Source organism: Microbacterium sp. S308A+, from assembly GCF_049800815.1.
GTDB lineage: Bacteria > Actinomycetota > Actinomycetes > Actinomycetales > Microbacteriaceae > Microbacterium.
Genome location: NZ_JBNAFT010000006.1, coordinates 33102 through 50596 on the forward strand (window position 1 = coordinate 33102; position 17495 = coordinate 50596).

Below are 17495 nucleotides of genomic sequence, written 5' to 3' on the forward strand. Positions count from 1 at the left end.
CCGGTGTCGGCCGTCGTGCTGCAAGACCCCGTACATGTGCCGCACCGGGTATCGGTGTGGGTGTCATCGAGGGGAGCCGGGGCGGTGACGGTCACGGCTACGACGAAGCGGCAGGTGATCGCCCGCGATGGCGGCTTCTGCCTGATGATGCTCCCCGGCTGCCTGGGGGAGGCGCAGACAGCGCATCACCGGGCGAACCGCGGCTCGGGCGGGTCGACGATCCTCGACCACCCGGCGAACCTCTGCGCGGTATGCGCGGTCTGCAACGGGCTCGCGGAGGACGCCGACGCGATCACCCGCCTCGACTTGATCGACCGGGGTCTGCGGGTGGAGAAGGCAGCGACGAACGCCGCGACGCTCCAGCGCGCGATGGCGACTCCCGTCGAGAGCATCGATGGGGAGCGGTGGCTGCTGCTCTCGGCGACGAAGCGCCGGCACGTGTCCGAGGTGGAGGCGTGCTCATGAGCGACCAGATGGAGAGGGAGTGGGCGCCGGATCGGGCGGTGACGCTCGCCGCGCTCGCGGACATCGATGCCGTCCAGGCTGGTGCGCCGACGTGCGCACTGTGCGGGCAGCGCGCGATCCGGCTCGACACGTACGGGCTGTGCTCGAAGACGAGCGAGCAGCACAAGGACTGGCGCGCCGGGGTGCGCACCGACAGGAAGGCGGGTGTCCGATGAGCGTGATGCCGCGGTATGCGATGACGTACGTCGTGGTCTGGGCGGACGAGCTCGGCCCGGGCCGGCACGTGCTGAAGGTGGGCCGCGCGTGGAGGTTCGCTCGGGTGCAGATGATGACCGTCTCCGGTGGTCAGGTGCTCGTGCTCGCACGGGGCACGGACGGCACGTGGGAGACGGAGGCGCTGCGGATCCTGCGCCGCTGGTTCCCGCCCGCGTTCGCCAATGAGCGGGAGGCCCGCCGGGTCCTGTTCAAGGGGCGCGGGTGGACGGAGTGCTTCGAGGTCGACGACGAGCATCTGCGCCTGGCGGTCAATCTGTGTTTCGAGGGATTCGCGAGAGGGAGCGAGCAGGGTGTCAACGAGGAGCGTGCAGCGGAGGATCAGCGCGGCGGACATGCAGTGGCCGGGGTATCTCCGCGCCCCGCTGGAGGCGCGGCCGACGGCACTGGGCTTGTGGTTGACGACGGATCCGCTGGGCCGGTGCGAACTGGTGCCGGAGCTGATCGCGGCGGCGATCTACCCGGGCGAGGCAGCGACGGACATGGTGATCGAGCACGTGCTGATGCTCGCCGACGTCGGGTTTCTCACCCTGTACCAGGACGAGCGCGGCGCGGAGTGGATCGCCCTCCGGCGTCCCCTGAAGGTCGACGCGCGCCTGGCGTCGTCGGATGCCCCGGAGCCGCCACGCGAGCATTCGCGAACGTTCGCGGCTGTGGGGGGAGCGCGCGAGCGGGCGCGGGCGAGGGTGCAGGCCGAGGGCGCCGAGCGTGCGGGGGAGTGGGCGACGTGGGCGCACGAGCAGGAGCGCGGACCCCGTCAGCCGCGACGGCCCCTCCTGATGGACGCCCCGCCGATCGGATGCCCAGATCACCCTCACGGGCGCTTCAAGGACTGCGGACCCTGCGGCACCGCGCGCCGACGTCACGACCGATGGGTCGCGGAAGCCCGCTACGGCGAGCAGATCACCGAGCAGGAGCAGGGAGACGAGGGGGTGTGGGATGACGAACCGTTCTGACATGGCCCTGGCGGAGTTCCTGGACCGGTGCTGCGCGAGGTACGCGAAGGAACCGTCGTACAGGGGGAAGCTCCGGCGCGAGCTCGACAAGAAGCATGACGAACGAACGAGGAGAACAGGATCATGAACAGGCAGAAACGTCACGCAGGCCGGGCGATTCGTCGGCAGAGGCGCGAGCAGCATCAGGTGATGGGGGCGGTCGCAACGATCGACTGGGGTGCACTGGGAGCTCTCTTCACGAGAGCCATGGAGTGGCTCGGACGGGTCGTCGCTGCTGTCGCAAGCGCGGTCGAGGATCTGGTTCGTGCCTATCTCGACGCTGTCGCCCGTGAGCACCGGATGACCTACCGCGCTCTGACGACCGGTGGCGAGGTGAAGTCCTGATGGCAGGGGAGACCGTGATCACGGTCGTGGGGAACCTCACTGCAGACCCTGAGCTGCGTTACACGCAGAACGGGCTGCCGGTGGCGAACTTCACCATCGCATCGACGCCGCGCACCTTCGACCGTCAGGCGAACGAGTGGAAGGACGGCGAAGCGCTGTTCCTCCGTGCGTCCGTGTGGCGCGAGTTCGCGGAGCACGTGGCGGGTTCGCTGACCAAGGGCATGCGGGTCATCGCATCCGGACGCCTGAAGCAGCGCTCCTACCAGGACCGCGAGGGCAACAACCGCACCGCGATCGAGCTCGAGGTGGACGAGATCGGCCCGAGCCTCCGCTACGCGACGGCGCAGGTCACCCGGGCCGCCCGCCGTGACGGCACCACGGCCACGCCGCAGCAGACAGAACAGTGGCCGACGGCGGGGCCCCCGGCCGACGCGTGGGGAGAGACCGATGCGACACCGTTCTAACCCGGACCGGGACTGCCCGTTCTGCCGAGGCGTGGGCTTCGTCATGGTGTGCCGTGACCCGGACGTCGACGAGGACTGCGTCTGCACCGATCGGGGGGATGATGTCTGACCGCTTCTGCCTCCGAGGGTGCACACGTCGCGGGGAGCACTGGGCGGTATGCCCGGACTACGGCCGTGAGGACGGCACCTGCCGCGGGTGCGTGCAGGTCGAGGCCCGCGACGGCGCGCTCGTGTGCGAACGCTGCTACCGGTCGCTGCGCCGACACCTGGAGGACGCCGCCGACCTGGTCGGGCACCTCCGGTCCCTGGCGGATCCGACGAAGGCCGCGCCGATCGCGCGCGGCGCCGGCGGCTCCCGTGTGGAGGCTCCAGCGCCGGTCGCGGCGGACCTGATCGACGCATCTGACGACATCGTCCGCACACTCCGTGCCTGGGCGCTGTACGTCCAGTTCGGGGAGGGGCATCCGTGGCGGGTCGAGGGGCTCGAGGCGGGGATCGATGGCGCGGACGCGTACACGGACGCCGCCGGCTGCGCCGAGGTGATCCTGGACGCCCTGGACGGCATCGCGAACGACTCTCATCAGAGCCTGGCGCTCTGCGAGGGCGTGATGGTCGTGCACCCTGGCGACCCGGACGTGTGGTCGATCGCGGACGCCGCGGCCCGGTGGCCGCTGGACGAGGAGCCGCGGTGGGCGCCGGTGCCGTGCCCGGCGTGTGACCTGCTGACCGTGCGGGTCGAGCCGCACCGGGGTCGCCGACCGACCCGGTATCGGTGCGCGTCGGACGGGTGCGGGTGGGAGGCGAACGCGCTCGATGACGGCGGCCTGTGGTCGGCGGTGTTCGCCGACCCGGTTCAGATCCTCGCCGACGACGACCACCCCCGTCACGACCCGGACCTGCTGACCCTGTCCGCCGCGGCGCGCGTCGCCGGACGCACCGTCGGCACGATCCGCACATGGGTGTCCTCGGGAGACCTCGCACGTCACCTCGGCCGGGTGCGCCGCGACGACGTTATCGCGGTGAAGGCGCGGAAGGAGGGCGTGAGGGTATGAACGCCGAGAGGATGCCGAGGTTCATTCGTCGATCGGAGATCGCCGCGGTAGCGAACCGGTCGGAGAGCACGGTGCGGGGCTGGATCCGCTCCGGTGCGCTCGTCCCGGTCATGTCTGGCTGGTACGACCGTGACGCGGTGCTCGCCGTCGAGCGGGAGATGCGAGCACGCCGAGCTCGCGCTTCTACGCCGAAGGGGAGCGCCGCCCGGGTGCTGCGGGTCTCACCTGGGGCATGGGTTGAGGTGACCGCGTGCGGGAGCCACCGCGACGCGCTCGACGCCGGCTTGATCGCCCTGACCTGTAGGACCTGCCGGATCCGTCCGGCCGACGCCCCGAATCGAGGAGAGATCGATGAGCAGTGACCGTATCGACCACGCCGCCGAGGCGCGGTACATCCTCGATCACGGCACGATCGTGAGCGCGGAGACGGAAGCACTGATCCGAGAGGGGCTGGGGCTATGACCGACATTCGAGGCGAGATCGCCCGCACCCTGGCCGAGTGGACTGAAGACGGGCCAGCGGAGGCGTGGCTGGTCGAGGTGTACGAGGACGCGGCCGACGCCCTCATGCCTCTGATCCGGCGCGCACAAGCCGAAGCGCGAGGCGAAATTCTGGGGAGGGTCGCCGAGACCGCGATCGAACTTCAGCACACCCGCGAAGAGGTGCGTGAGCGCATCCGCGACGGCCAGTCGGCGGACTGGTCCACTGGCTATGACGCGGCCTGCGCCGTCATCGTGTTCTGGGCGCTCGAGCAGATCGAGAACGAGAGGACGGGATCATGACCACCCGTGAGCAGAAGATCGAGAAGACGAAGCGGGCGATGGCGGAAGCTGATGGCCAGGTTGTGTCGTTGATGGATTCGCACACGTTGGAGTTCATGTACGGAGCTCCGGCTCGCGCCGCTCTCGCCGCGTTCGAGGAGGCGCACGCCCCGACCGACGACGAGCGGGAAGCGCTCGCGACCCGCTGGCTATCGAACTATTACGGCAGTATCGACGCGACGGCCCTGGTCCTCGCATTCAAGGCCGGGCTCGCGGCTGGCTTCCGCCGCACCGTGCAGGGCGAACCGTCCGACGCGCAGCTAGACCGCGCTCTTGTCGCCCTGATGCATGACCCCGAGGTGCCGACGGGCGTCCGCCCGCACCTTCTGGGCGGCGAGGTGCTGGTCATCCGGGAGCGGACGGACGCTGAGCCGATCGTGCGGGCGGTTCTGCGTGCGGCTGCCGCTGTAGAGGGAGGAGAGACCCGATGAAGTGGGCCAAGGAGCAGACGACCACGACACGAAAGTCATACGTCCAGGCGACACGCCTGATCGGAGGACGTTCGAGGCTCAACCTCGCCGCGCTGCGAGACATCGTGGCCGCGACTGAGGACTACGACGAGCACTCCGAGGTCCTGATCGAGCAGACCTCCGTGTCCGTCATCGAGACCACGCAGTCCCGCTGGCGTGAGCGTGGGCGCGCCGAAGCTGAGGGAGGAGGGACCCGATGAGCGACTACACGCCCACGACCGAAGATGTGCGGCGCTCCGCATTGGAATATTGGCCGCCGATCACGGGCGAAGAGTTCGACCGCTGGCTGGCCGCTCACGATGCCGAGGTGCGCGCCGCCCTGGAAGCTGCCGAGAAGCGTGCTGAGTACTGGGAGAGCGAATACCGGACAGCCGAAGACACTAAGGCGGAACTGCGCGCCGCCCTGGCTGAACAGGGCACCGAGGAATGGGAGTACGGAGCCCAGCACAGTCAGGGGACGAATCCGCACCCTTCACGAAAGCGGGCGGAAGAGATGGTCGCGTGGCATGCGTCGAAGGATGCGCGCAAGCGTCCCGAAGCACGGGGAAAGGCGGGGCTCGTCCGCCGCCGTCCGGCTGGCCCGTGGGTCCCGGTGGATCAGCCCGCGGCTAATCAAGAAGCGAAAGGTGGGACCCGATGAGCGACTACACCCCGAGTGATGACGAGATCCGTGCCGAGTATCTGGCCCGCTATTCGCACGCGAACGTCCGTGACCGGTATGACGCTGACCTGATGATGGCGGGCTTCGAGGATGGGGCACGGTGGGCTGCCGGGCGCACCGCCGTACTGGCCGAGCAGGCAGAGCCCGAGTGGGAGTACGTCTACGAGGACGCGGAAGCGGACCGCCCCACCATGCGCCGCCGCAAGGCTGGCCCGTGGCAGCCGGTTCCCGCTGACGAGACGGAAGGAGCAGGCGATGCTGAGAGTTGAGCCAATCAGTCTCCGTGCCGCCAACGCGTTCGTGCAAGAGCACCATAGGCACCACAAGCCCGCGCGCGGCCATAAGTTCTCGGTGTCCGTCGTTGACGAGGCGGGCCGGATCCACGGCGTAGGCATCGCCGGTCGCCCCGTCTCGCGTCATCTTGACGCCTCGGGGCACTTGGAAGTCGTCCGTGTCTGCACCGATGGCACCCGGAATGTCTGCTCGATGCTGTACGGGTCGCTCAGGCGGGCCGGCGTCGCTCTCGGGTACCAGCCGCACAAGATCATCACCTACACGCTCGCTTCGGAGCCTGGCGGGTCACTGCGTGCCGCTGGGTGGCACGACGACGGCGTTGCTGGTGGCGGGTCGTGGGATGTCCCATCTCGACCGCGCGTGGATCAGGCTCCCACGGAGCCGAAGAGGCGCTGGCGAGCTGCGCCCATCGAGACGGAAGGAGCAGGAGCATGACGTACACGCCTGAGCAGGTGGCGTCCCTGATCGCGATGCTGCGGAGCCTGCCGGGGTTCGAGCACCTGCCGGACACGGATCTTGCGGTGAGGGCTGCCGACGCTCTCGAAGCCGAGCACAGGCGGGCTGAGGAAGCGGAGGCCGCGTGCGAGACACTGGAGCACGAGTGTGTGGAACACCATGTTCGACATGCCGAATGGGTGGAGCGCGCCGAGGCTGAACGTGACCGCTACCTGGCCGCGATCAAGGAGGCGCTGGAATCCCTCAGCGAGAACGAGGACCGCGACAAGGTCGTGATCGGGATTCACTCTCGCGCTCTGGGTGAGACCGACACGGCATCGTGGGATATCCCGATCGACCTCCCTGCGGACGGAGATCACTCATGAGCGAATATGACCTTGAGAACGCGCGCCGAGCGCTCCATATCGCCCGGGATCTGATGCAAACTCACCAGCCAACCATGATGCAGGCCCTGGTGGGTGTGGCGAACGCCTGGGTCGCTATCGACCAAGCTGAGCGCGCCAACCGTCCGAGCGTGTGCGGGGCGACCCCCACGGACAAGGCGTTGGTCTGCGCTCTGTCCGCCGATCATCAGGGAGACCATATGGCCTGCACGGGACCGTGGGGCAATTTGGTGCACGTCTGGCGAAGGACCACAGATCGCCCAAACCGGAGTGCGCGGGAATGTGACGTGTGCGCCGACGGCATTCCGCATAGCCGTAGATGCCACTGGGATGAGCACGAGGCGTGCGATCGTGTGGCCGAGGGAAGCGACACGCCACGCTCCTGCGTGTGCGATTGCCACGACCCCAACCGCCCAAACGGGAGCGAACGATGATGGGTCTACTCGGAGGGCGCGTCCCTGATGGTGGTCTCCCGCTTCCCGGCGAACCACGCGGCAACGAAAGCGGCGACGGCCCCGACTCCGAGTCCCCAGCCGATGCCGTCCCAGAACGACTCCATACCGCGGGTGGTCACGAATCCGAGCATCATGGCGATACCGGTGATCAGGTAGTAGGCGCGGTCACGGCTCATGACCGGGAGTCTACGCGTGGGGTCTAGTTCTGCGCACTTCTGCTGCTGGTTGTGTTAGGCTGTGCCTGCACAAGGATTATGTCGAGAGCCCTGCCGAGTTCGGCGGGGCTCTCGTCGTTGGTGGGGAGGCGCGATGTCTCGGCCGACGTTCGCGTGTGATTACTGCGGTGGGGAGTATGTGTCGCCGATGGCGGCGGCGTTGTGCTGTGACCCGGCCGCGTTTGGTGAGGACGATCTGCGTGGCTAACCGGGTGGACTCGCGGCGGATGAAGAAGCTCCGCGCGGAGTTCTTCGAGGAGGGGCAGGCGCTCGACGCGGATCCGGAGACGCGGCACCTCGCGGATTGCTGGCTATGCAGGACTCGCATCGACTACACGGTGCCGCAGGCCACGACGCCCGACTCCCACACCCTCGACCACGCCAAGGACGTCGACACCTACCCGGAGATGCAGGAAGACCCGGAGAACTTCCGTCACTGCCACTTCTCCTGCAACAGCAGCAGGGGCAAGGACGCCCCGAACACTCAAGGACTCGGCGAGCCCATGCCCGCCTGGTGGTAAGGAGACCCCACATGACCTCCGTCGGCAGCATCCCCATGAACGTCCGCCTCCGCATCGAAGCAGGCATCGGCCACGCACTCACCGACGTCGGCCACGCCGACATCCACATCAACCTGCCCGTCGAAGTCACCACCCTGACGGACACGGAGACCGCAGGCGCCGCCATCACCAGCACCATCAGCACACGACTCACCGAAGCCGTAGCCGCGTTCGAACGCACCCTGAAGCAGACCAACACCCACCGCTGACCCCGGGGGCACAGAAAATCCAGGAGAGCCCAAACTGCGGACGACCTCCCGGGCGCCTCGGCCTCCCTCCCCGGGGTTCCCGAGAGGGGGTCGCGCGCGATAGGAGGTGTACGCCGTGACCAAGTTCGAGAAGCTGTCGGTGTCCGAGGCGCTGGAGCGGTCGCTGCGGAACGCGAAGCACCTCCGCGCCAAAGACTCGGCGACGGTCGCGGCTGCGCGAGCGCTGGCGCGCAAGATCGACGCGTGGGACGTGATCGTCTCGTGGGCACTGGAGGACGCGGAAGAAGTTGGTGGTCGGCCGGCGGTTCCGGCGAACGACAACGTCTCGCTGTCGTCGTTCTTGAAGTACCAGGAGGCCCTCGGCCTCATCTCTCCCGTCGATGACGCCGGAGGTGCGTCGAGCGTGCCGTCGCCGGCGGCCGCTCCGCCGCAGAGCAAGGTCGTTCAGTTTCGTCAGCGGGCGGGCACGGCGAGGGGGCGTAAGGAGGCGCGGTGATCACGCACGGCTTGACGGAGCCGCGCGTCTGGACCAAGCCGCTTTGCGAGCTCACACCGCAGACCTCGCGCGGGTTCGACGTGATCGAGTTCGCCGAGGACGTACTGAAGGTATGCCTCTTCCCGTGGCAGAAGTGGCTTCTGATCCACATGCTCGAGCTCGACGCGTTCGGGCGGCTGCGCTTCCGCAAGGCGTTGGTGATCGTCGGGCGCCAGAACGGCAAGACTCTCATCGCCGCGGTCCTCGCCGCGTACTGGCTGTACGTGGACGCGGGGCGCTGGCCCGACCAGCTGCCTGAGCAGGATTTCATCGTCGTCGGCGCCGCGCAGAAGCTCGACATCGCGATGAAGCCGTGGAGGCAGGTGCGTCGATGGGGTGCGCCGGACGATCCGAAGGTCGGCATCGCCCGAGACCGGGTGCCCGACCTGCAGGCGTTCACCTACCCTCCACGGACCACGAACGGCGAGACCGAACTCCGCACGCACGGCGGTGCCGCGTACCTCCCTAGGACCTTCGAAGGTGCGCGCGGCCAGTCCGCCGCGCGGCTCATCCTCGACGAGCTGCGAGAGCAGTACGACTACGAGGGATGGTCGGCGATCGAGAAGTCGGCGAACGCGATGTTCGACTCGCTGCTCGTCGCATTCTCCAACGCCGGTACGAAGCGATCCCGAGTGCTTCGAGACGTCCGGCAGATCGGGCACGAAGGAGTCGACGACCGGGAGACGCAGTGGTTCATCGCCGAGTGGTCGGCGGAGCCGGATGCCTCGTTGGACGACGAGCGCGCGTTCGCGCAGGCGAACCCGTCCGCTGGCTACCTCGCTGGCATGACCATCGCGGGGCTGATGCGAGCCGCAGCCGAGGCCAAGGAGAAGAACGTCGAGCGCATCGAGGTGCTCGGCCAGTGGGTCACCGCGAAGGTCGACAACTTCATCGACTCGGAGGAGTGGAAGTCCCGGCACCGCGACGTCGCGTCCATCTTCGCGAGGATCCCAAACGGCGCTCGGACGGTCTGGGCAATCGACATGTCGCACGACCGCCGTACGACCTGGCTCGCCGCCGCAGTGCTCACCGAGGACGGGAACCCGTTCGTTACCGTGCGCGTCAAGCGCACCGGCTGGGCCTGGGTGGTTCCGACGCTGATCGAGCTCGCCCAGCAGTCCGGCCACCGTGAGGTCGCTCTGCAGGCGAAGGGCGTCCCGGCGATGGACTTCCTCAAGCCCCTCCAAGACGCGGAGTTCGAGGTGAACGGCCGCGTTTCCGGCTTCATCGTCCACGCGATCGACTGGGCCGGTTTCGCGCTCGCGACCGGCCGGATCCGTGACCGTGTCCGAGACGGCGAGCTTGTCCTGGTCCCGCAGCCTGATGTCGACATGGCCGTCGAGGGCGCCGTCGTCCGCTCGTATGCGGAGAACGTCGGTTGGTCCCGGGAGAAGTCCCTCCCGCTCGACATCGCCGGGGTGTGCGCAGAAACGCTCGCTCTCTACGCGCTCGAAGCCCTCGCCCCAGAGCCCGACCCCGAGCCAATCAAGCCGCCGTCGGCGGGGACCGTGCCGCGCACCGCGTCGGCATCGACCGAGCTGAACTTGGCGACGGTCGCCTTCTGAGAGGAGCCGCCGTGGGTGAGATCGGGTACGTCCGTGAAGGACTGCGCGGATGGTCGTCGCTCGCCGAGGAGGCGCACGAGACGAACCCCGATCTGATGCACCCGCATTCGATCGAGGTGTACGACCAGATGCGCCGCGAGGACGCGCAGGTCGGATCGGTGCTCCGCGCGATCACCCTGCCGATCCGCTCGGCCCGGTGGGAGATCGACCCGGCGGGCGCCCGCGACGAGGTGGTGCAGCTCATCGCGGAGGACCTCGGCCTGCCCGTGAAGGGGAAGCCGGAGCTGCCGTCCCCGCGCCGTCAGCGTGGTCGGTTCTCCTGGGACGAGTTCCTCCGCCTTGCGCTCCTCGAACTACCGTTCGGGCACTCAGTGTTCGAGCAGGTGTATCGGATCGAGAACGGACGGGCCAGGCTCGGGAAGCTCGCCTGGCGGCCACCGCGCACGATCTCGCGATTCGACGTCGCACCGGATGGTGGCCTCGTTGCGATCGAGCAGTGGGGCGTCTTCGGGAAGGCGACGGTCCGGATCCCCGTCGACCGGCTGGTCGTCTTCGTCAACGAACGCGAGGGTGCGAACTGGCTCGGCCAGTCCCTCCTCCGCCAGGCGTACAAGAACTGGCTGCTGAAGGACAGGTTCCTCCGCATCCAGGCGCTCGTCGGCGAGCGGAACGGCCTCGGCGTCCCGATCTACCAGGGCGCCCCGCTCCCGGAAGCGATCGCCCGCGACACAGCCCGGGCCGAGCAGTGGCTGAACGACCAGAAGGAAGAAGGGCTCCAGCTCGCGAAGGAGTTCCGGGCGGGGGAGGCCGCCGGCGGGTATATCCCGCACGGCGCGAACTTCACCCTCACCGGCGTCCAGGGGAAGCTCCCCGAGATGGACGGGCCGATCCGATACCACGACGAGCAGATCGCCCGCGCGGTCCTGGCCCACTTCCTCACCCTCGGCGGCGACAAGTCCACCGGCTCCTACGCCCTCGGCGACACCTTCGCCTCGTTCTTCACTGGGTCGCTGAACGCGGTGATGAAGCACATCGCGGACGTCACCCAGCAGCACGTCGTAGAGGACCTGGTCGATCAGAACTGGGGGCCGGAGGAACCGGCCCCGCGTCTGGTCCCGGCGCAGCTCGGCAAGGAGCAGCCGGTCACCGCGGAGGCGATCCGCGCGCTCGTCGAGTGCGGCGCGTTCACCGCCGACCCCGAGCTGGAGAAGGACCTCCGCGCCCGCTACGGCCTCCCGGCTCCCGCCGAGCGCGACGACGGCGCGGATGCGGCAGCCGCGAAGGCAGCGGCAGACGTCGCGCAAAGCGTCTACCTGGCCAGCGACAAGGTGCCGCTCTCCCAAGCCGAAGCCCGAGAGCTGATCCGCCGCGCCGGCGCGGACCTCTTCGGCGACGGCCCCGACATCCAGCGCATCGCCGATGCGCGCCCGACGGCTGAGGAGGCCGCATGACCAAGTCCGCAACGGCCGGCGCCCCACCGCGTCCCTGGTTCCGCGTCGATGCGCACGCCGGCGACGGCGACGCGCCGTCGACCGCCGATGTCTACATCTACGACGAGATCGGTGAGTCGTGGTGGGGCGGCATCGCCCCGAAGGCGCTGGTCGATGAGATCACCGCGCTCGACGTCGCCGAGATGACCGTCCACATCAACAGCCCCGGCGGGGCCGCATGGGACGGCATCACGATCATGAACGCACTGCGCGCCCACAAGGCGCAGGTGCACGTGGTCGTCGACGGTCTCGCCGCGTCGGCGGCGTCGGTGATCGCGATGGGCGGCGACACGATCACGATGAACCGCGGCGCGCAGATGATGATCCACGACGCGTCCGGCGGCGTCTGGGGCAACGCCGCCGAGGTCGAGGCCGTCGCCACGATCCTCCACAAGCTGTCCGACTCCATCGCGGACACGTACGCCGCCCGCACCGGCGGCACCCGCGAGCAGTGGCGGGCCGTCATGAAGGACGAGGCCTGGTACACGGCCGAGGAGGCCGTGGCCGCCGGGCTCGCCGACACCTGGGACGGCGCAGCCGAAGACGCGGACGAGGTCGCCGCGGTCGCGGCGTTCGACCTGTCCCGCTTCCGATTCCAGGGGCGCGCGCATGCGCCCACGCCGCCGCTGGCGGCGTACAAGCTCCCGAGCTCGCCCGAGCCGGGTACCCCCAACCGAAAGGAGAGCGTCGTGGATCACGACGACTTCGTGGCTGGAATCCGTGAGCGGCTCGGCGTGACCGATGCCGCTGCCACCCCCGAGACGGTCCTGGCCGCTCTCGACGAGGCACTCGCGGAGCAGCCGACCACCGAGGCGGCTCCGGTCGCCGCCATCCCGGAAGGCACGCAGCTCGTCGAGGACAACGTCCTCGCCCAGCTGCGCGCCGACGCCGCCGCCGGCCGTGAGGCCCGTGACGAGCAGATCCGCGCCCGCCGCGACAGGATCATCGACTCGGCGCTGCGTGAGGGCCGCATCACCGCGGCGACCGCGCCCAACTTCCGCGCCCTCCTCGACAACGACGAGGAAGGCACCACGAAGCTGCTGAGCTCGCTGGCGAAGAACAGCGTCCCGGTCGAGGAGATCGGGCACGCCGCCGGCGAGGTGTCGGCGGAGGACGCGCTGTACGCGAAGTACAGCGGCGAGATCGAGGAGGCCTGACGTGGCTGCTGACTACGTTCCGAAGTTCATCCCTGGCGCCGCGGTGACCTACACCGCGGAGGCCGACATCAAGGCGGGCCGCGTCGTCGAGGTGAGCGGCGACCGTTCGGTCTCGACCGCGACCGCCGACTCGACCAAGTCCGTCGGCGTCGCCGCGCGTGATGCGAAGGCGGGCGAGAAGGTGCTCGTGCACCACCTGAACGGTCAGGTGCATCGCCTGGTCACCGCGGGCGCGGTCGCGGCCGGCGACCGGGTCGCTGCCGCCGCGGACGGCAAGGTGGCGACCGCCACCGCGAACACGGTGGGCCTCGCGCTCACGTCGGCGGCTGCGGCCGACGGCGTGATCGAGGTCCTGAGCTGAGAAGGAGGAGGACATGGGCTACACCTACCCGCAGCGCCACAAGGAAGGCGCGCTCACCGCGGAGGAGCTCCAGCTTCTCCTGAAGTCGAAGACCCTCATCGGACGTCGTCTCGCCGACCTGACGAAGGAGAAGTTCCTCGCGGACTACCTCCTCTCGGGCCGCTACGACGCCACCGGCGGCGGCGTCTTCTACGAGACCGAGACCGAGGACCTCTACACCGACGAGGACCCCGAGGCCATCGAGCCCGGCGGCGAGTACCCGCTGATCACCCTCGACGAAGGTGTCCCGTCCGCGGCGCGGACCGTCAAGTGGGGTCAGGGCATCATCTTCACCGACGAGAAGGTGACCCGCGAGGGGCGCCAGTACGTCGAGAAGGGCCTGCGCCGCATCGGCAACACCATCGTGCGACACACGGACCGGTCGGCATGGGGCGTCATCTCGTCCCGGGTGACCAGCACGCACGCCGCCTCGGCAAGCTGGACCTCCGCCGGCGTGATCATGCGGGACATCCTCACGATCCAGAACCAGCGCGCCGAACTCGCCACCGGCTTGGAGCTCGACGTCGTCGTGCTCTCCGGCGCGCAGTTCGCGAAGCTGATCGGGATCCTCGTCGATGACAAGGCGCTCCCGCGCGAGCAGGCCAACATCGTGCTCACCGGGTCACTTCCGGTGAGCGCGTACGGGCTGACCTGGGTCACGTCGCGGCACATCACGGGCACGGACCCGTGGCTGTTCGATGTCGAGCAGCTCGGCGGCATGGCCGACGAGAAGCTCCTCTCGCCCGAGTTCGCCCCCGCGGGCAACACCGGCGTCGAGGCGTCGACCGAGCGGGCGCACCAGGGCGTCAAGGACGGCTACCTCGTCCGCGGGCGTCGGAACACGGTCGCGGTCGTCACCGAGCCGATGGCCGGTGTCCGGCTCACGGGGACGGGGCTCTGATGGCGCAGACGAAGCCCGGACAGGGCAGGTACAAGGTCGTCGGGCACGTCGCCGTCGTGAAGGTCGCCGACGGGTCCGAGCGGTACCTCTACCGCGGCGCGACCTTCGACGCCGCGCAGGTGGACGCCGACCGGGTGAAGCACTTGCTCGGCGTCGGCCTGATCCAGAAGCTCGCCGAGCCCTCGGTTGCCGAGAAGGCCGCCAAGGAGAAGGCCGAGGCTGACGCGAAGGCCTCGGCCGAGAAGGCCGCCGCGGGCGGGAAGTGACGAGAGGGGGCGGTGGGCATGACCATCAAGCCGGACGAGATCGGCTCGGACGACGGCGCCGCACGGCGCGTGCTCGTCTTGGCACGCACCATCGCCCCCTGCCTCGACTCCCTCCCCGAAGACTCGGACAGGCGGAAGGACGCCCTCGCGATCCTCAGGAACGTGTACGAGGAGGTGCTGACCCGGGGCGCCCGGAACGTGCGCTCGGAGGGCGTCGCCTCGGCGCGGGTCTCCTATGAGGTCGGGTCGGCGTTCACCGACGACGACCGTGCGTCGCTGCGCGCCCTGTGCGGCGCCGTGCCGCCCGTGCAGGCGTCGGCGGAGGCACCGGCAGGGTCCTTCCCGAAAGAGCGCCCTGTCGGCCGCGTGTGGACGGAGACGTACTGATGCACCTGGACTCGTTCGTCCGACAGCGGGCGGCACGCGCCCCTGACCCGTACAACCCCGACTCGACCGTCGAGGACTGGACGGCCCCTGAGGAGCTTCCGCTGGATGGGTTCTTCGACCCGGCCTCCTCGACCGAGGAGTACGACGCCGTCCGGAAGAAGGCTGTCAGCCGGGAGCTGCTGGTGCTCTGGGACCCCAATGCCGATGTGGAGCGCGGGGACCGGATCGTCCAGGGCTCCCGAGTCTGGACGGTCGAGGGATTCCCCTCGGCGCCGATGAACCCGTTCACGGGGCGCCGGCGGCACCGGTTCGTCCGGGTGATGGAGGCGGTGGGCTAATGGCTGACGCGTTCACACCGAACCCGACCTGGTTCGACCAGATCATGCGTACCCCCAAGGTCCGCGCGCTCGTGGACGGTGTCGCGGAGGAGACCCTGGCGGATGCGAAGGCCTCCGCACCCGTGGACACCGGCGCCTACCGGGACGGTCTGCATATCGAGCACCGGCAGGGGCGGTCGCGGGAGACGGCGATGGTCGTCGGCTCCGACGAGAAGACCCTGCTCATCGAGTCGAGGACCGGGAACCTCGCCCGCTCTGTGAAGAGGCGGCGCTCATGAGAGTCGCACCGCCGGACCTCGAGGAGTGGTTCACGGCCCTGCTGCGCGCCGAGGTGCGCGCGGCGGGCGTGGACGCCGAGGTCGGTAACAAGGAGCCCGACAACCTGCGCGTCCCGCTGCGCCGGCCGTTGATCGTCGTCCGTGACGACTCCGGCGACCGGCGCGACTGGACCACGTTCGACCGGTCGGTCGGCTTCACGGTCCTGGCTGGGACGAAGCAGAACGACAAGCCCGCGAACGACCTCGCCCGCGTGGTGGCGTCGATCGTTCACGACCACGAGCTCCCGCTCATCGAGGGGAGCCCGATCGCCGCGGTGGTCTTCGACGGATGTCGGGGCCCGTACGCGGTACCCGACACCATCGACGTCGCCCGCCGGTATCTGACCGGACAGTACGTCGCCTCCGGCTCGTGGTGAGCCATCCGAACACCCATCGCCCCCGCACGGTCGGGGGCTTTCTCATGAGGAGAGCACACACATGACCGCAGATGCGCAGGGCAACGACCTCAGCGCCGTTGGCGTTCCGATCACGGGACGGGCGGCGTTCGCCCCGCTGGACCCGTCGAACGTCCTCACCAAGGCGCAGCTCGCCGCGCGCCCCCTGGTCCTCCCGGCGGCCTACCGGACCCTCGGCCTGTACAAGTCCGACGGTGGCCCGCAGGATGGCCGCGAGACTGGCGACGCGATCGAGTTCTTCCAGCAGGGCTACAAGCTCGCCGGTGAGGGCACCCGTACCGTCCAGTACACCCTGGCGGAGCACAACCCAAACGTGCTGCTGCTGATCGAGGGGCAGGAGCCCGACGAGAACGGCGTGATCGAGGTGTCCTCGTCGCTGCCGGATAACCGGTTCCTCCTGTTCGACGCGATCCGGTATCGGAACAAGACGGAGAAGCGTCGCAACGGCGTTGCGTTCGTCAGCGCCGTCGAGCCCGACCGGGCCGAGCGCGGATCCGTCGAAGGCGCCGCGGTGACCTTCACCTGGCTGGAGGACGACCTGTTCAATGGCGCCCCGTTCTGGCAGGCCATCGTCGGCCCCGACGGCGCCCCGATCACCCCGACCGGTGTGACCCCGGGCACCCCGGGCGCGTTCACCCCGGCCGGTGCGACCCCGCCGGCGAACATCACCGCGCTGCGCGCTCTCGGCCCACTCGGGCAGACCACCGCGTGGGCGACGGGGGAGTACGTCGTGCTCGGCAACGCCGCCCAGGTGTCGTGGGACGGCACGGACTGGAAGACCGGTCCCGCAGCCTGATGACCGGCTGGCCGGGGTGCTATCGGGTCGCCCCGGCCAGCCCACCACACCCGAACCCGAGAACCCGAAAGGAGCGCCACCATGGCGAGCACCACCAAGAAGGCCGCGGTCGAGTACGACTTCGACAGCTGGACCGAGGACGATGAGGCAAAGGCCATCGCGGCAATTGCGCCGGATGTGAAGTACATCATCGTCGAACGAACATTCGTCGGACGCTTCTACGATGGGACGATCGTCAAGGCATCCCTCGCGCTGACGCTCGACGACGTCGACGCCCTGCAAGCTGAGTACGCGAACGAGGTCGACCAGTTCCGCTCCCTGATCCGCGTTATGGGAGGCGAAGAGAACGTCCGCGCTCTGAGCCGCCAAGACATCTCTGATGTCGTACACATGGCAACGAAGTACTTCGACGTCCTGGGGCGCATCCAGGGGGCCACACGCCCGGAATGATCGCCGTCGCCCAGACCGTCCGAGAGCACCGACGCACAGTCGCCCGCACGTTGCGGGAGACCTTCGGGGTCGGCCTGTCGGATCTGGGCGACGGCCTGTCCTGGGGCGAGGCGAAGCTCCTGCTCGAGGAGGCAGCTGCGGACCCGTCGACCGCTCTCGGCGCCGAACTCGCCGGATGGGCCTACCCGGCGTCCACTCTCGACCTCCTCAGCGTGGTCGCCCAGTTCGGGAAGAAGGCCACCGAGGCGCGGCTGATGCCGTGGCAGATGGCCGAGGACCGTGCCGGGCAGCCCACACCGGATGAGATCGCTGAGGCCGAGGCCGCCCTCGCGGAGTCCATCGTCTTCACCTGATCACCG

General features: G+C 69.0%; 31 protein-coding genes. 30 read left to right on the forward strand and 1 reads right to left on the reverse strand.

Translation table 11 applies throughout. The annotated features are described in order from the left end of the window. Positions 1–84: 84 nt before the first annotated feature. The 14 genes from ACP15J_RS13300 (at position 85) to ACP15J_RS13365 (ending at position 6661) form a co-directional block, all read left to right on the forward strand. Positions 85–465, forward strand: a complete 381-nt coding sequence (locus ACP15J_RS13300; protein ID WP_424937550.1) for a hypothetical protein — start codon at positions 85–87, stop codon at positions 463–465. Then, on the forward strand, positions 462–680 hold the full coding sequence (locus ACP15J_RS13305; RefSeq protein ID WP_015985778.1) for a hypothetical protein: 219 nt from the start codon (positions 462–464) through the stop codon (positions 678–680). The genes ACP15J_RS13300 and ACP15J_RS13305 overlap by 4 nt, the downstream gene beginning before the upstream one ends. 351 nt (positions 681–1031) lie before the next feature. Further along, a complete protein-coding gene (locus tag ACP15J_RS13310) occupies positions 1032–1694 on the forward strand; it encodes a hypothetical protein (protein WP_424937549.1) in 663 nt (220 codons plus the stop codon). A 189-nt stretch (positions 1695–1883) separates the two neighbouring features. Then, positions 1884–2078, forward strand: coding sequence for a hypothetical protein (locus ACP15J_RS13315; RefSeq protein ID WP_424937548.1), 195 nt, complete (start codon positions 1884–1886; stop codon positions 2076–2078). Continuing rightward, a complete protein-coding gene (locus ACP15J_RS13320) occupies positions 2078–2542 on the forward strand; it encodes a single-stranded DNA-binding protein (RefSeq protein ID WP_424937547.1) in 465 nt (154 codons plus the stop codon). The genes ACP15J_RS13315 and ACP15J_RS13320 overlap by 1 nt, the downstream gene beginning before the upstream one ends. A 101-nt stretch (positions 2543–2643) precedes the next feature. Continuing rightward, positions 2644–3594, forward strand: a complete 951-nt coding sequence (locus ACP15J_RS13325; RefSeq protein ID WP_424980965.1) for a hypothetical protein — start codon at positions 2644–2646, stop codon at positions 3592–3594. Between the two features lie 11 nt (positions 3595–3605). Further along, positions 3606–3956, forward strand: coding sequence for a hypothetical protein (locus tag ACP15J_RS13330; protein ID WP_015985783.1), 351 nt, complete (start codon positions 3606–3608; stop codon positions 3954–3956). A gap of 96 nt (positions 3957–4052) precedes the next feature. Beyond that, positions 4053–4376, forward strand: a complete 324-nt coding sequence (locus tag ACP15J_RS13335) for a hypothetical protein (protein WP_424937545.1) — start codon at positions 4053–4055, stop codon at positions 4374–4376. Further along, positions 4373–4846 (forward strand): hypothetical protein, encoded by a 474-nt coding sequence (locus ACP15J_RS13340; RefSeq protein ID WP_424937544.1) that lies wholly within the window; start codon positions 4373–4375, stop codon positions 4844–4846. The genes ACP15J_RS13335 and ACP15J_RS13340 overlap by 4 nt, the downstream gene beginning before the upstream one ends. Beyond that, positions 4843–5085, forward strand: coding sequence for a hypothetical protein (locus ACP15J_RS13345; RefSeq protein WP_424937543.1), 243 nt, complete (start codon positions 4843–4845; stop codon positions 5083–5085). Before ACP15J_RS13340 ends, ACP15J_RS13345 begins: the two co-directional genes overlap by 4 nt. Further along, positions 5082–5525: a hypothetical protein gene (locus ACP15J_RS13350; RefSeq protein WP_424937542.1), complete on the forward strand. Its 444-nt coding sequence runs from the start codon at positions 5082–5084 to the stop codon at positions 5523–5525. The genes ACP15J_RS13345 and ACP15J_RS13350 overlap by 4 nt, the downstream gene beginning before the upstream one ends. After that, positions 5522–5815, forward strand: a complete 294-nt coding sequence (locus ACP15J_RS13355) for a hypothetical protein (RefSeq protein ID WP_015985788.1) — start codon at positions 5522–5524, stop codon at positions 5813–5815. The genes ACP15J_RS13350 and ACP15J_RS13355 overlap by 4 nt, the downstream gene beginning before the upstream one ends. Next, on the forward strand, positions 5802–6275 hold the full coding sequence (locus ACP15J_RS13360; protein WP_015985789.1) for an XF1762 family protein: 474 nt from the start codon (positions 5802–5804) through the stop codon (positions 6273–6275). Before ACP15J_RS13355 ends, ACP15J_RS13360 begins: the two co-directional genes overlap by 14 nt. Continuing rightward, positions 6272–6661, forward strand: a complete 390-nt coding sequence (locus ACP15J_RS13365) for a hypothetical protein (protein ID WP_015985790.1) — start codon at positions 6272–6274, stop codon at positions 6659–6661. Before ACP15J_RS13360 ends, ACP15J_RS13365 begins: the two co-directional genes overlap by 4 nt. Positions 6662–7118: 457 nt before the next feature. Here ACP15J_RS13365 and ACP15J_RS13370 read toward each other — a convergent pair whose 3' ends face one another. Continuing rightward, positions 7119–7310: a hypothetical protein gene (locus ACP15J_RS13370; RefSeq protein WP_015985791.1), complete on the reverse strand. Its 192-nt coding sequence runs from the start codon at positions 7308–7310 to the stop codon at positions 7119–7121. Positions 7311–7549: 239 nt separating this feature from the next. On the opposite strand from ACP15J_RS13370, the gene ACP15J_RS13375 reads away from it, so the two are divergent. The 16 genes from ACP15J_RS13375 to ACP15J_RS13450 all read left to right on the forward strand — a co-directional run bounded on the left by ACP15J_RS13375 (position 7550) and on the right by ACP15J_RS13450 (position 17489). Then, the gene (locus tag ACP15J_RS13375; RefSeq protein WP_424937541.1) at positions 7550–7870 is read left to right on the forward strand and encodes a hypothetical protein; all 321 of its coding nucleotides are present in this window, start codon (positions 7550–7552) and stop codon (positions 7868–7870) included. An 11-nt stretch (positions 7871–7881) separates the two neighbouring features. Next, a complete protein-coding gene (locus ACP15J_RS13380) occupies positions 7882–8118 on the forward strand; it encodes a hypothetical protein (RefSeq protein WP_015985793.1) in 237 nt (78 codons plus the stop codon). Between the two features lie 115 nt (positions 8119–8233). Further along, positions 8234–8614 carry a terminase small subunit gene (locus ACP15J_RS13385; RefSeq protein WP_424937540.1) on the forward strand — a complete coding sequence of 127 codons (381 nt, stop codon included), beginning with the start codon at positions 8234–8236 and terminating at the stop codon, positions 8612–8614. Continuing rightward, entirely contained in the window at positions 8611–10218 is a 1608-nt protein-coding gene (locus tag ACP15J_RS13390; protein WP_424937539.1) for a hypothetical protein, read from the forward strand. The genes ACP15J_RS13385 and ACP15J_RS13390 overlap by 4 nt, the downstream gene beginning before the upstream one ends. A gap of 11 nt (positions 10219–10229) precedes the next feature. After that, entirely contained in the window at positions 10230–11669 is a 1440-nt protein-coding gene (locus ACP15J_RS13395; RefSeq protein WP_424937538.1) for a phage portal protein family protein, read from the forward strand. Next, the gene (locus ACP15J_RS13400) at positions 11666–12865 is read left to right on the forward strand and encodes a head maturation protease, ClpP-related (protein ID WP_424937537.1); all 1200 of its coding nucleotides are present in this window, start codon (positions 11666–11668) and stop codon (positions 12863–12865) included. Before ACP15J_RS13395 ends, ACP15J_RS13400 begins: the two co-directional genes overlap by 4 nt. Position 12866: 1 nt before the next feature. Further along, positions 12867–13226 carry a capsid cement protein gene (locus ACP15J_RS13405; protein WP_015985798.1) on the forward strand — a complete coding sequence of 120 codons (360 nt, stop codon included), beginning with the start codon at positions 12867–12869 and terminating at the stop codon, positions 13224–13226. 13 nt (positions 13227–13239) lie between these two features. Next, a complete protein-coding gene (locus tag ACP15J_RS13410; protein ID WP_424937536.1) occupies positions 13240–14166 on the forward strand; it encodes a hypothetical protein in 927 nt (308 codons plus the stop codon). Then, on the forward strand, positions 14166–14432 hold the full coding sequence (locus ACP15J_RS13415; RefSeq protein WP_015985801.1) for a hypothetical protein: 267 nt from the start codon (positions 14166–14168) through the stop codon (positions 14430–14432). Before ACP15J_RS13410 ends, ACP15J_RS13415 begins: the two co-directional genes overlap by 1 nt. Before the next feature lie 18 nt (positions 14433–14450). Next, complete coding sequence (locus ACP15J_RS13420; protein WP_424937535.1) at positions 14451–14819, forward strand: hypothetical protein; 369 nt, start codon at positions 14451–14453, stop codon at positions 14817–14819. Further along, positions 14819–15157 carry a hypothetical protein gene (locus tag ACP15J_RS13425; RefSeq protein ID WP_424937534.1) on the forward strand — a complete coding sequence of 113 codons (339 nt, stop codon included), beginning with the start codon at positions 14819–14821 and terminating at the stop codon, positions 15155–15157. The genes ACP15J_RS13420 and ACP15J_RS13425 overlap by 1 nt, the downstream gene beginning before the upstream one ends. Continuing rightward, positions 15157–15435, forward strand: coding sequence for an HK97 gp10 family phage protein (locus ACP15J_RS13430; protein WP_015985803.1), 279 nt, complete (start codon positions 15157–15159; stop codon positions 15433–15435). Before ACP15J_RS13425 ends, ACP15J_RS13430 begins: the two co-directional genes overlap by 1 nt. Further along, positions 15432–15851 carry a hypothetical protein gene (locus tag ACP15J_RS13435; RefSeq protein WP_015985804.1) on the forward strand — a complete coding sequence of 140 codons (420 nt, stop codon included), beginning with the start codon at positions 15432–15434 and terminating at the stop codon, positions 15849–15851. Before ACP15J_RS13430 ends, ACP15J_RS13435 begins: the two co-directional genes overlap by 4 nt. A gap of 61 nt (positions 15852–15912) precedes the next feature. Then, entirely contained in the window at positions 15913–16686 is a 774-nt protein-coding gene (locus ACP15J_RS13440; protein ID WP_424937533.1) for a hypothetical protein, read from the forward strand. Positions 16687–16767: 81 nt separating this feature from the next. Then, a complete protein-coding gene (locus ACP15J_RS13445) occupies positions 16768–17136 on the forward strand; it encodes a hypothetical protein (protein ID WP_015985806.1) in 369 nt (122 codons plus the stop codon). Beyond that, a complete protein-coding gene (locus ACP15J_RS13450; RefSeq protein ID WP_015985807.1) occupies positions 17133–17489 on the forward strand; it encodes a hypothetical protein in 357 nt (118 codons plus the stop codon). Before ACP15J_RS13445 ends, ACP15J_RS13450 begins: the two co-directional genes overlap by 4 nt. The last annotated feature ends 6 nt before the right edge of the window (positions 17490–17495 follow it).

Excerpts from the sequence above, each read along its gene's own strand:
- ACP15J_RS13340 (WP_424937544.1), top strand. The coding sequence starts at position 4,373 with ATGACCACCCGTGAGCAGAAGATCGAGAAGACGAAGCGGGCGATGGCG.
- ACP15J_RS13420 (WP_424937535.1), top strand. The coding sequence starts at position 14,451 with ATGACCATCAAGCCGGACGAGATCGGCTCGGACGACGGCGCCGCACGG.
- ACP15J_RS13350 (WP_424937542.1), top strand. The coding sequence starts at position 5,082 with ATGAGCGACTACACGCCCACGACCGAAGATGTGCGGCGCTCCGCATTG.
- ACP15J_RS13330 (WP_015985783.1), top strand. The coding sequence starts at position 3,606 with ATGCCGAGGTTCATTCGTCGATCGGAGATCGCCGCGGTAGCGAACCGG.
- ACP15J_RS13360 (WP_015985789.1), top strand. The coding sequence starts at position 5,802 with ATGCTGAGAGTTGAGCCAATCAGTCTCCGTGCCGCCAACGCGTTCGTG.
- ACP15J_RS13325 (WP_424980965.1), top strand. The coding sequence starts at position 2,644 with ATGTCTGACCGCTTCTGCCTCCGAGGGTGCACACGTCGCGGGGAGCAC.
- ACP15J_RS13440 (WP_424937533.1), top strand. The coding sequence starts at position 15,913 with ATGACCGCAGATGCGCAGGGCAACGACCTCAGCGCCGTTGGCGTTCCG.
- ACP15J_RS13315 (WP_424937548.1), top strand. The coding sequence starts at position 1,884 with ATGGGGGCGGTCGCAACGATCGACTGGGGTGCACTGGGAGCTCTCTTC.
- ACP15J_RS13410 (WP_424937536.1), top strand. The coding sequence starts at position 13,240 with ATGGGCTACACCTACCCGCAGCGCCACAAGGAAGGCGCGCTCACCGCG.
- ACP15J_RS13320 (WP_424937547.1), top strand. The coding sequence starts at position 2,078 with ATGGCAGGGGAGACCGTGATCACGGTCGTGGGGAACCTCACTGCAGAC.
- ACP15J_RS13355 (WP_015985788.1), top strand. The coding sequence starts at position 5,522 with ATGAGCGACTACACCCCGAGTGATGACGAGATCCGTGCCGAGTATCTG.
- ACP15J_RS13380 (WP_015985793.1), top strand. The coding sequence starts at position 7,882 with ATGACCTCCGTCGGCAGCATCCCCATGAACGTCCGCCTCCGCATCGAA.
- ACP15J_RS13305 (WP_015985778.1), top strand. The coding sequence starts at position 462 with ATGAGCGACCAGATGGAGAGGGAGTGGGCGCCGGATCGGGCGGTGACG.
- ACP15J_RS13435 (WP_015985804.1), top strand. The coding sequence starts at position 15,432 with ATGAGAGTCGCACCGCCGGACCTCGAGGAGTGGTTCACGGCCCTGCTG.
- ACP15J_RS13430 (WP_015985803.1), top strand. The coding sequence starts at position 15,157 with ATGGCTGACGCGTTCACACCGAACCCGACCTGGTTCGACCAGATCATG.
- ACP15J_RS13400 (WP_424937537.1), top strand. The coding sequence starts at position 11,666 with ATGACCAAGTCCGCAACGGCCGGCGCCCCACCGCGTCCCTGGTTCCGC.
- ACP15J_RS13335 (WP_424937545.1), top strand. The coding sequence starts at position 4,053 with ATGACCGACATTCGAGGCGAGATCGCCCGCACCCTGGCCGAGTGGACT.
- ACP15J_RS13370 (WP_015985791.1), bottom strand. The coding sequence starts at position 7,310 with ATGAGCCGTGACCGCGCCTACTACCTGATCACCGGTATCGCCATGATG.
- ACP15J_RS13445 (WP_015985806.1), top strand. The coding sequence starts at position 16,768 with ATGGCGAGCACCACCAAGAAGGCCGCGGTCGAGTACGACTTCGACAGC.
- ACP15J_RS13450 (WP_015985807.1), top strand. The coding sequence starts at position 17,133 with ATGATCGCCGTCGCCCAGACCGTCCGAGAGCACCGACGCACAGTCGCC.
- ACP15J_RS13345 (WP_424937543.1), top strand. The coding sequence starts at position 4,843 with ATGAAGTGGGCCAAGGAGCAGACGACCACGACACGAAAGTCATACGTC.
- ACP15J_RS13365 (WP_015985790.1), top strand. The coding sequence starts at position 6,272 with ATGACGTACACGCCTGAGCAGGTGGCGTCCCTGATCGCGATGCTGCGG.
- ACP15J_RS13415 (WP_015985801.1), top strand. The coding sequence starts at position 14,166 with ATGGCGCAGACGAAGCCCGGACAGGGCAGGTACAAGGTCGTCGGGCAC.
- ACP15J_RS13425 (WP_424937534.1), top strand. The coding sequence starts at position 14,819 with ATGCACCTGGACTCGTTCGTCCGACAGCGGGCGGCACGCGCCCCTGAC.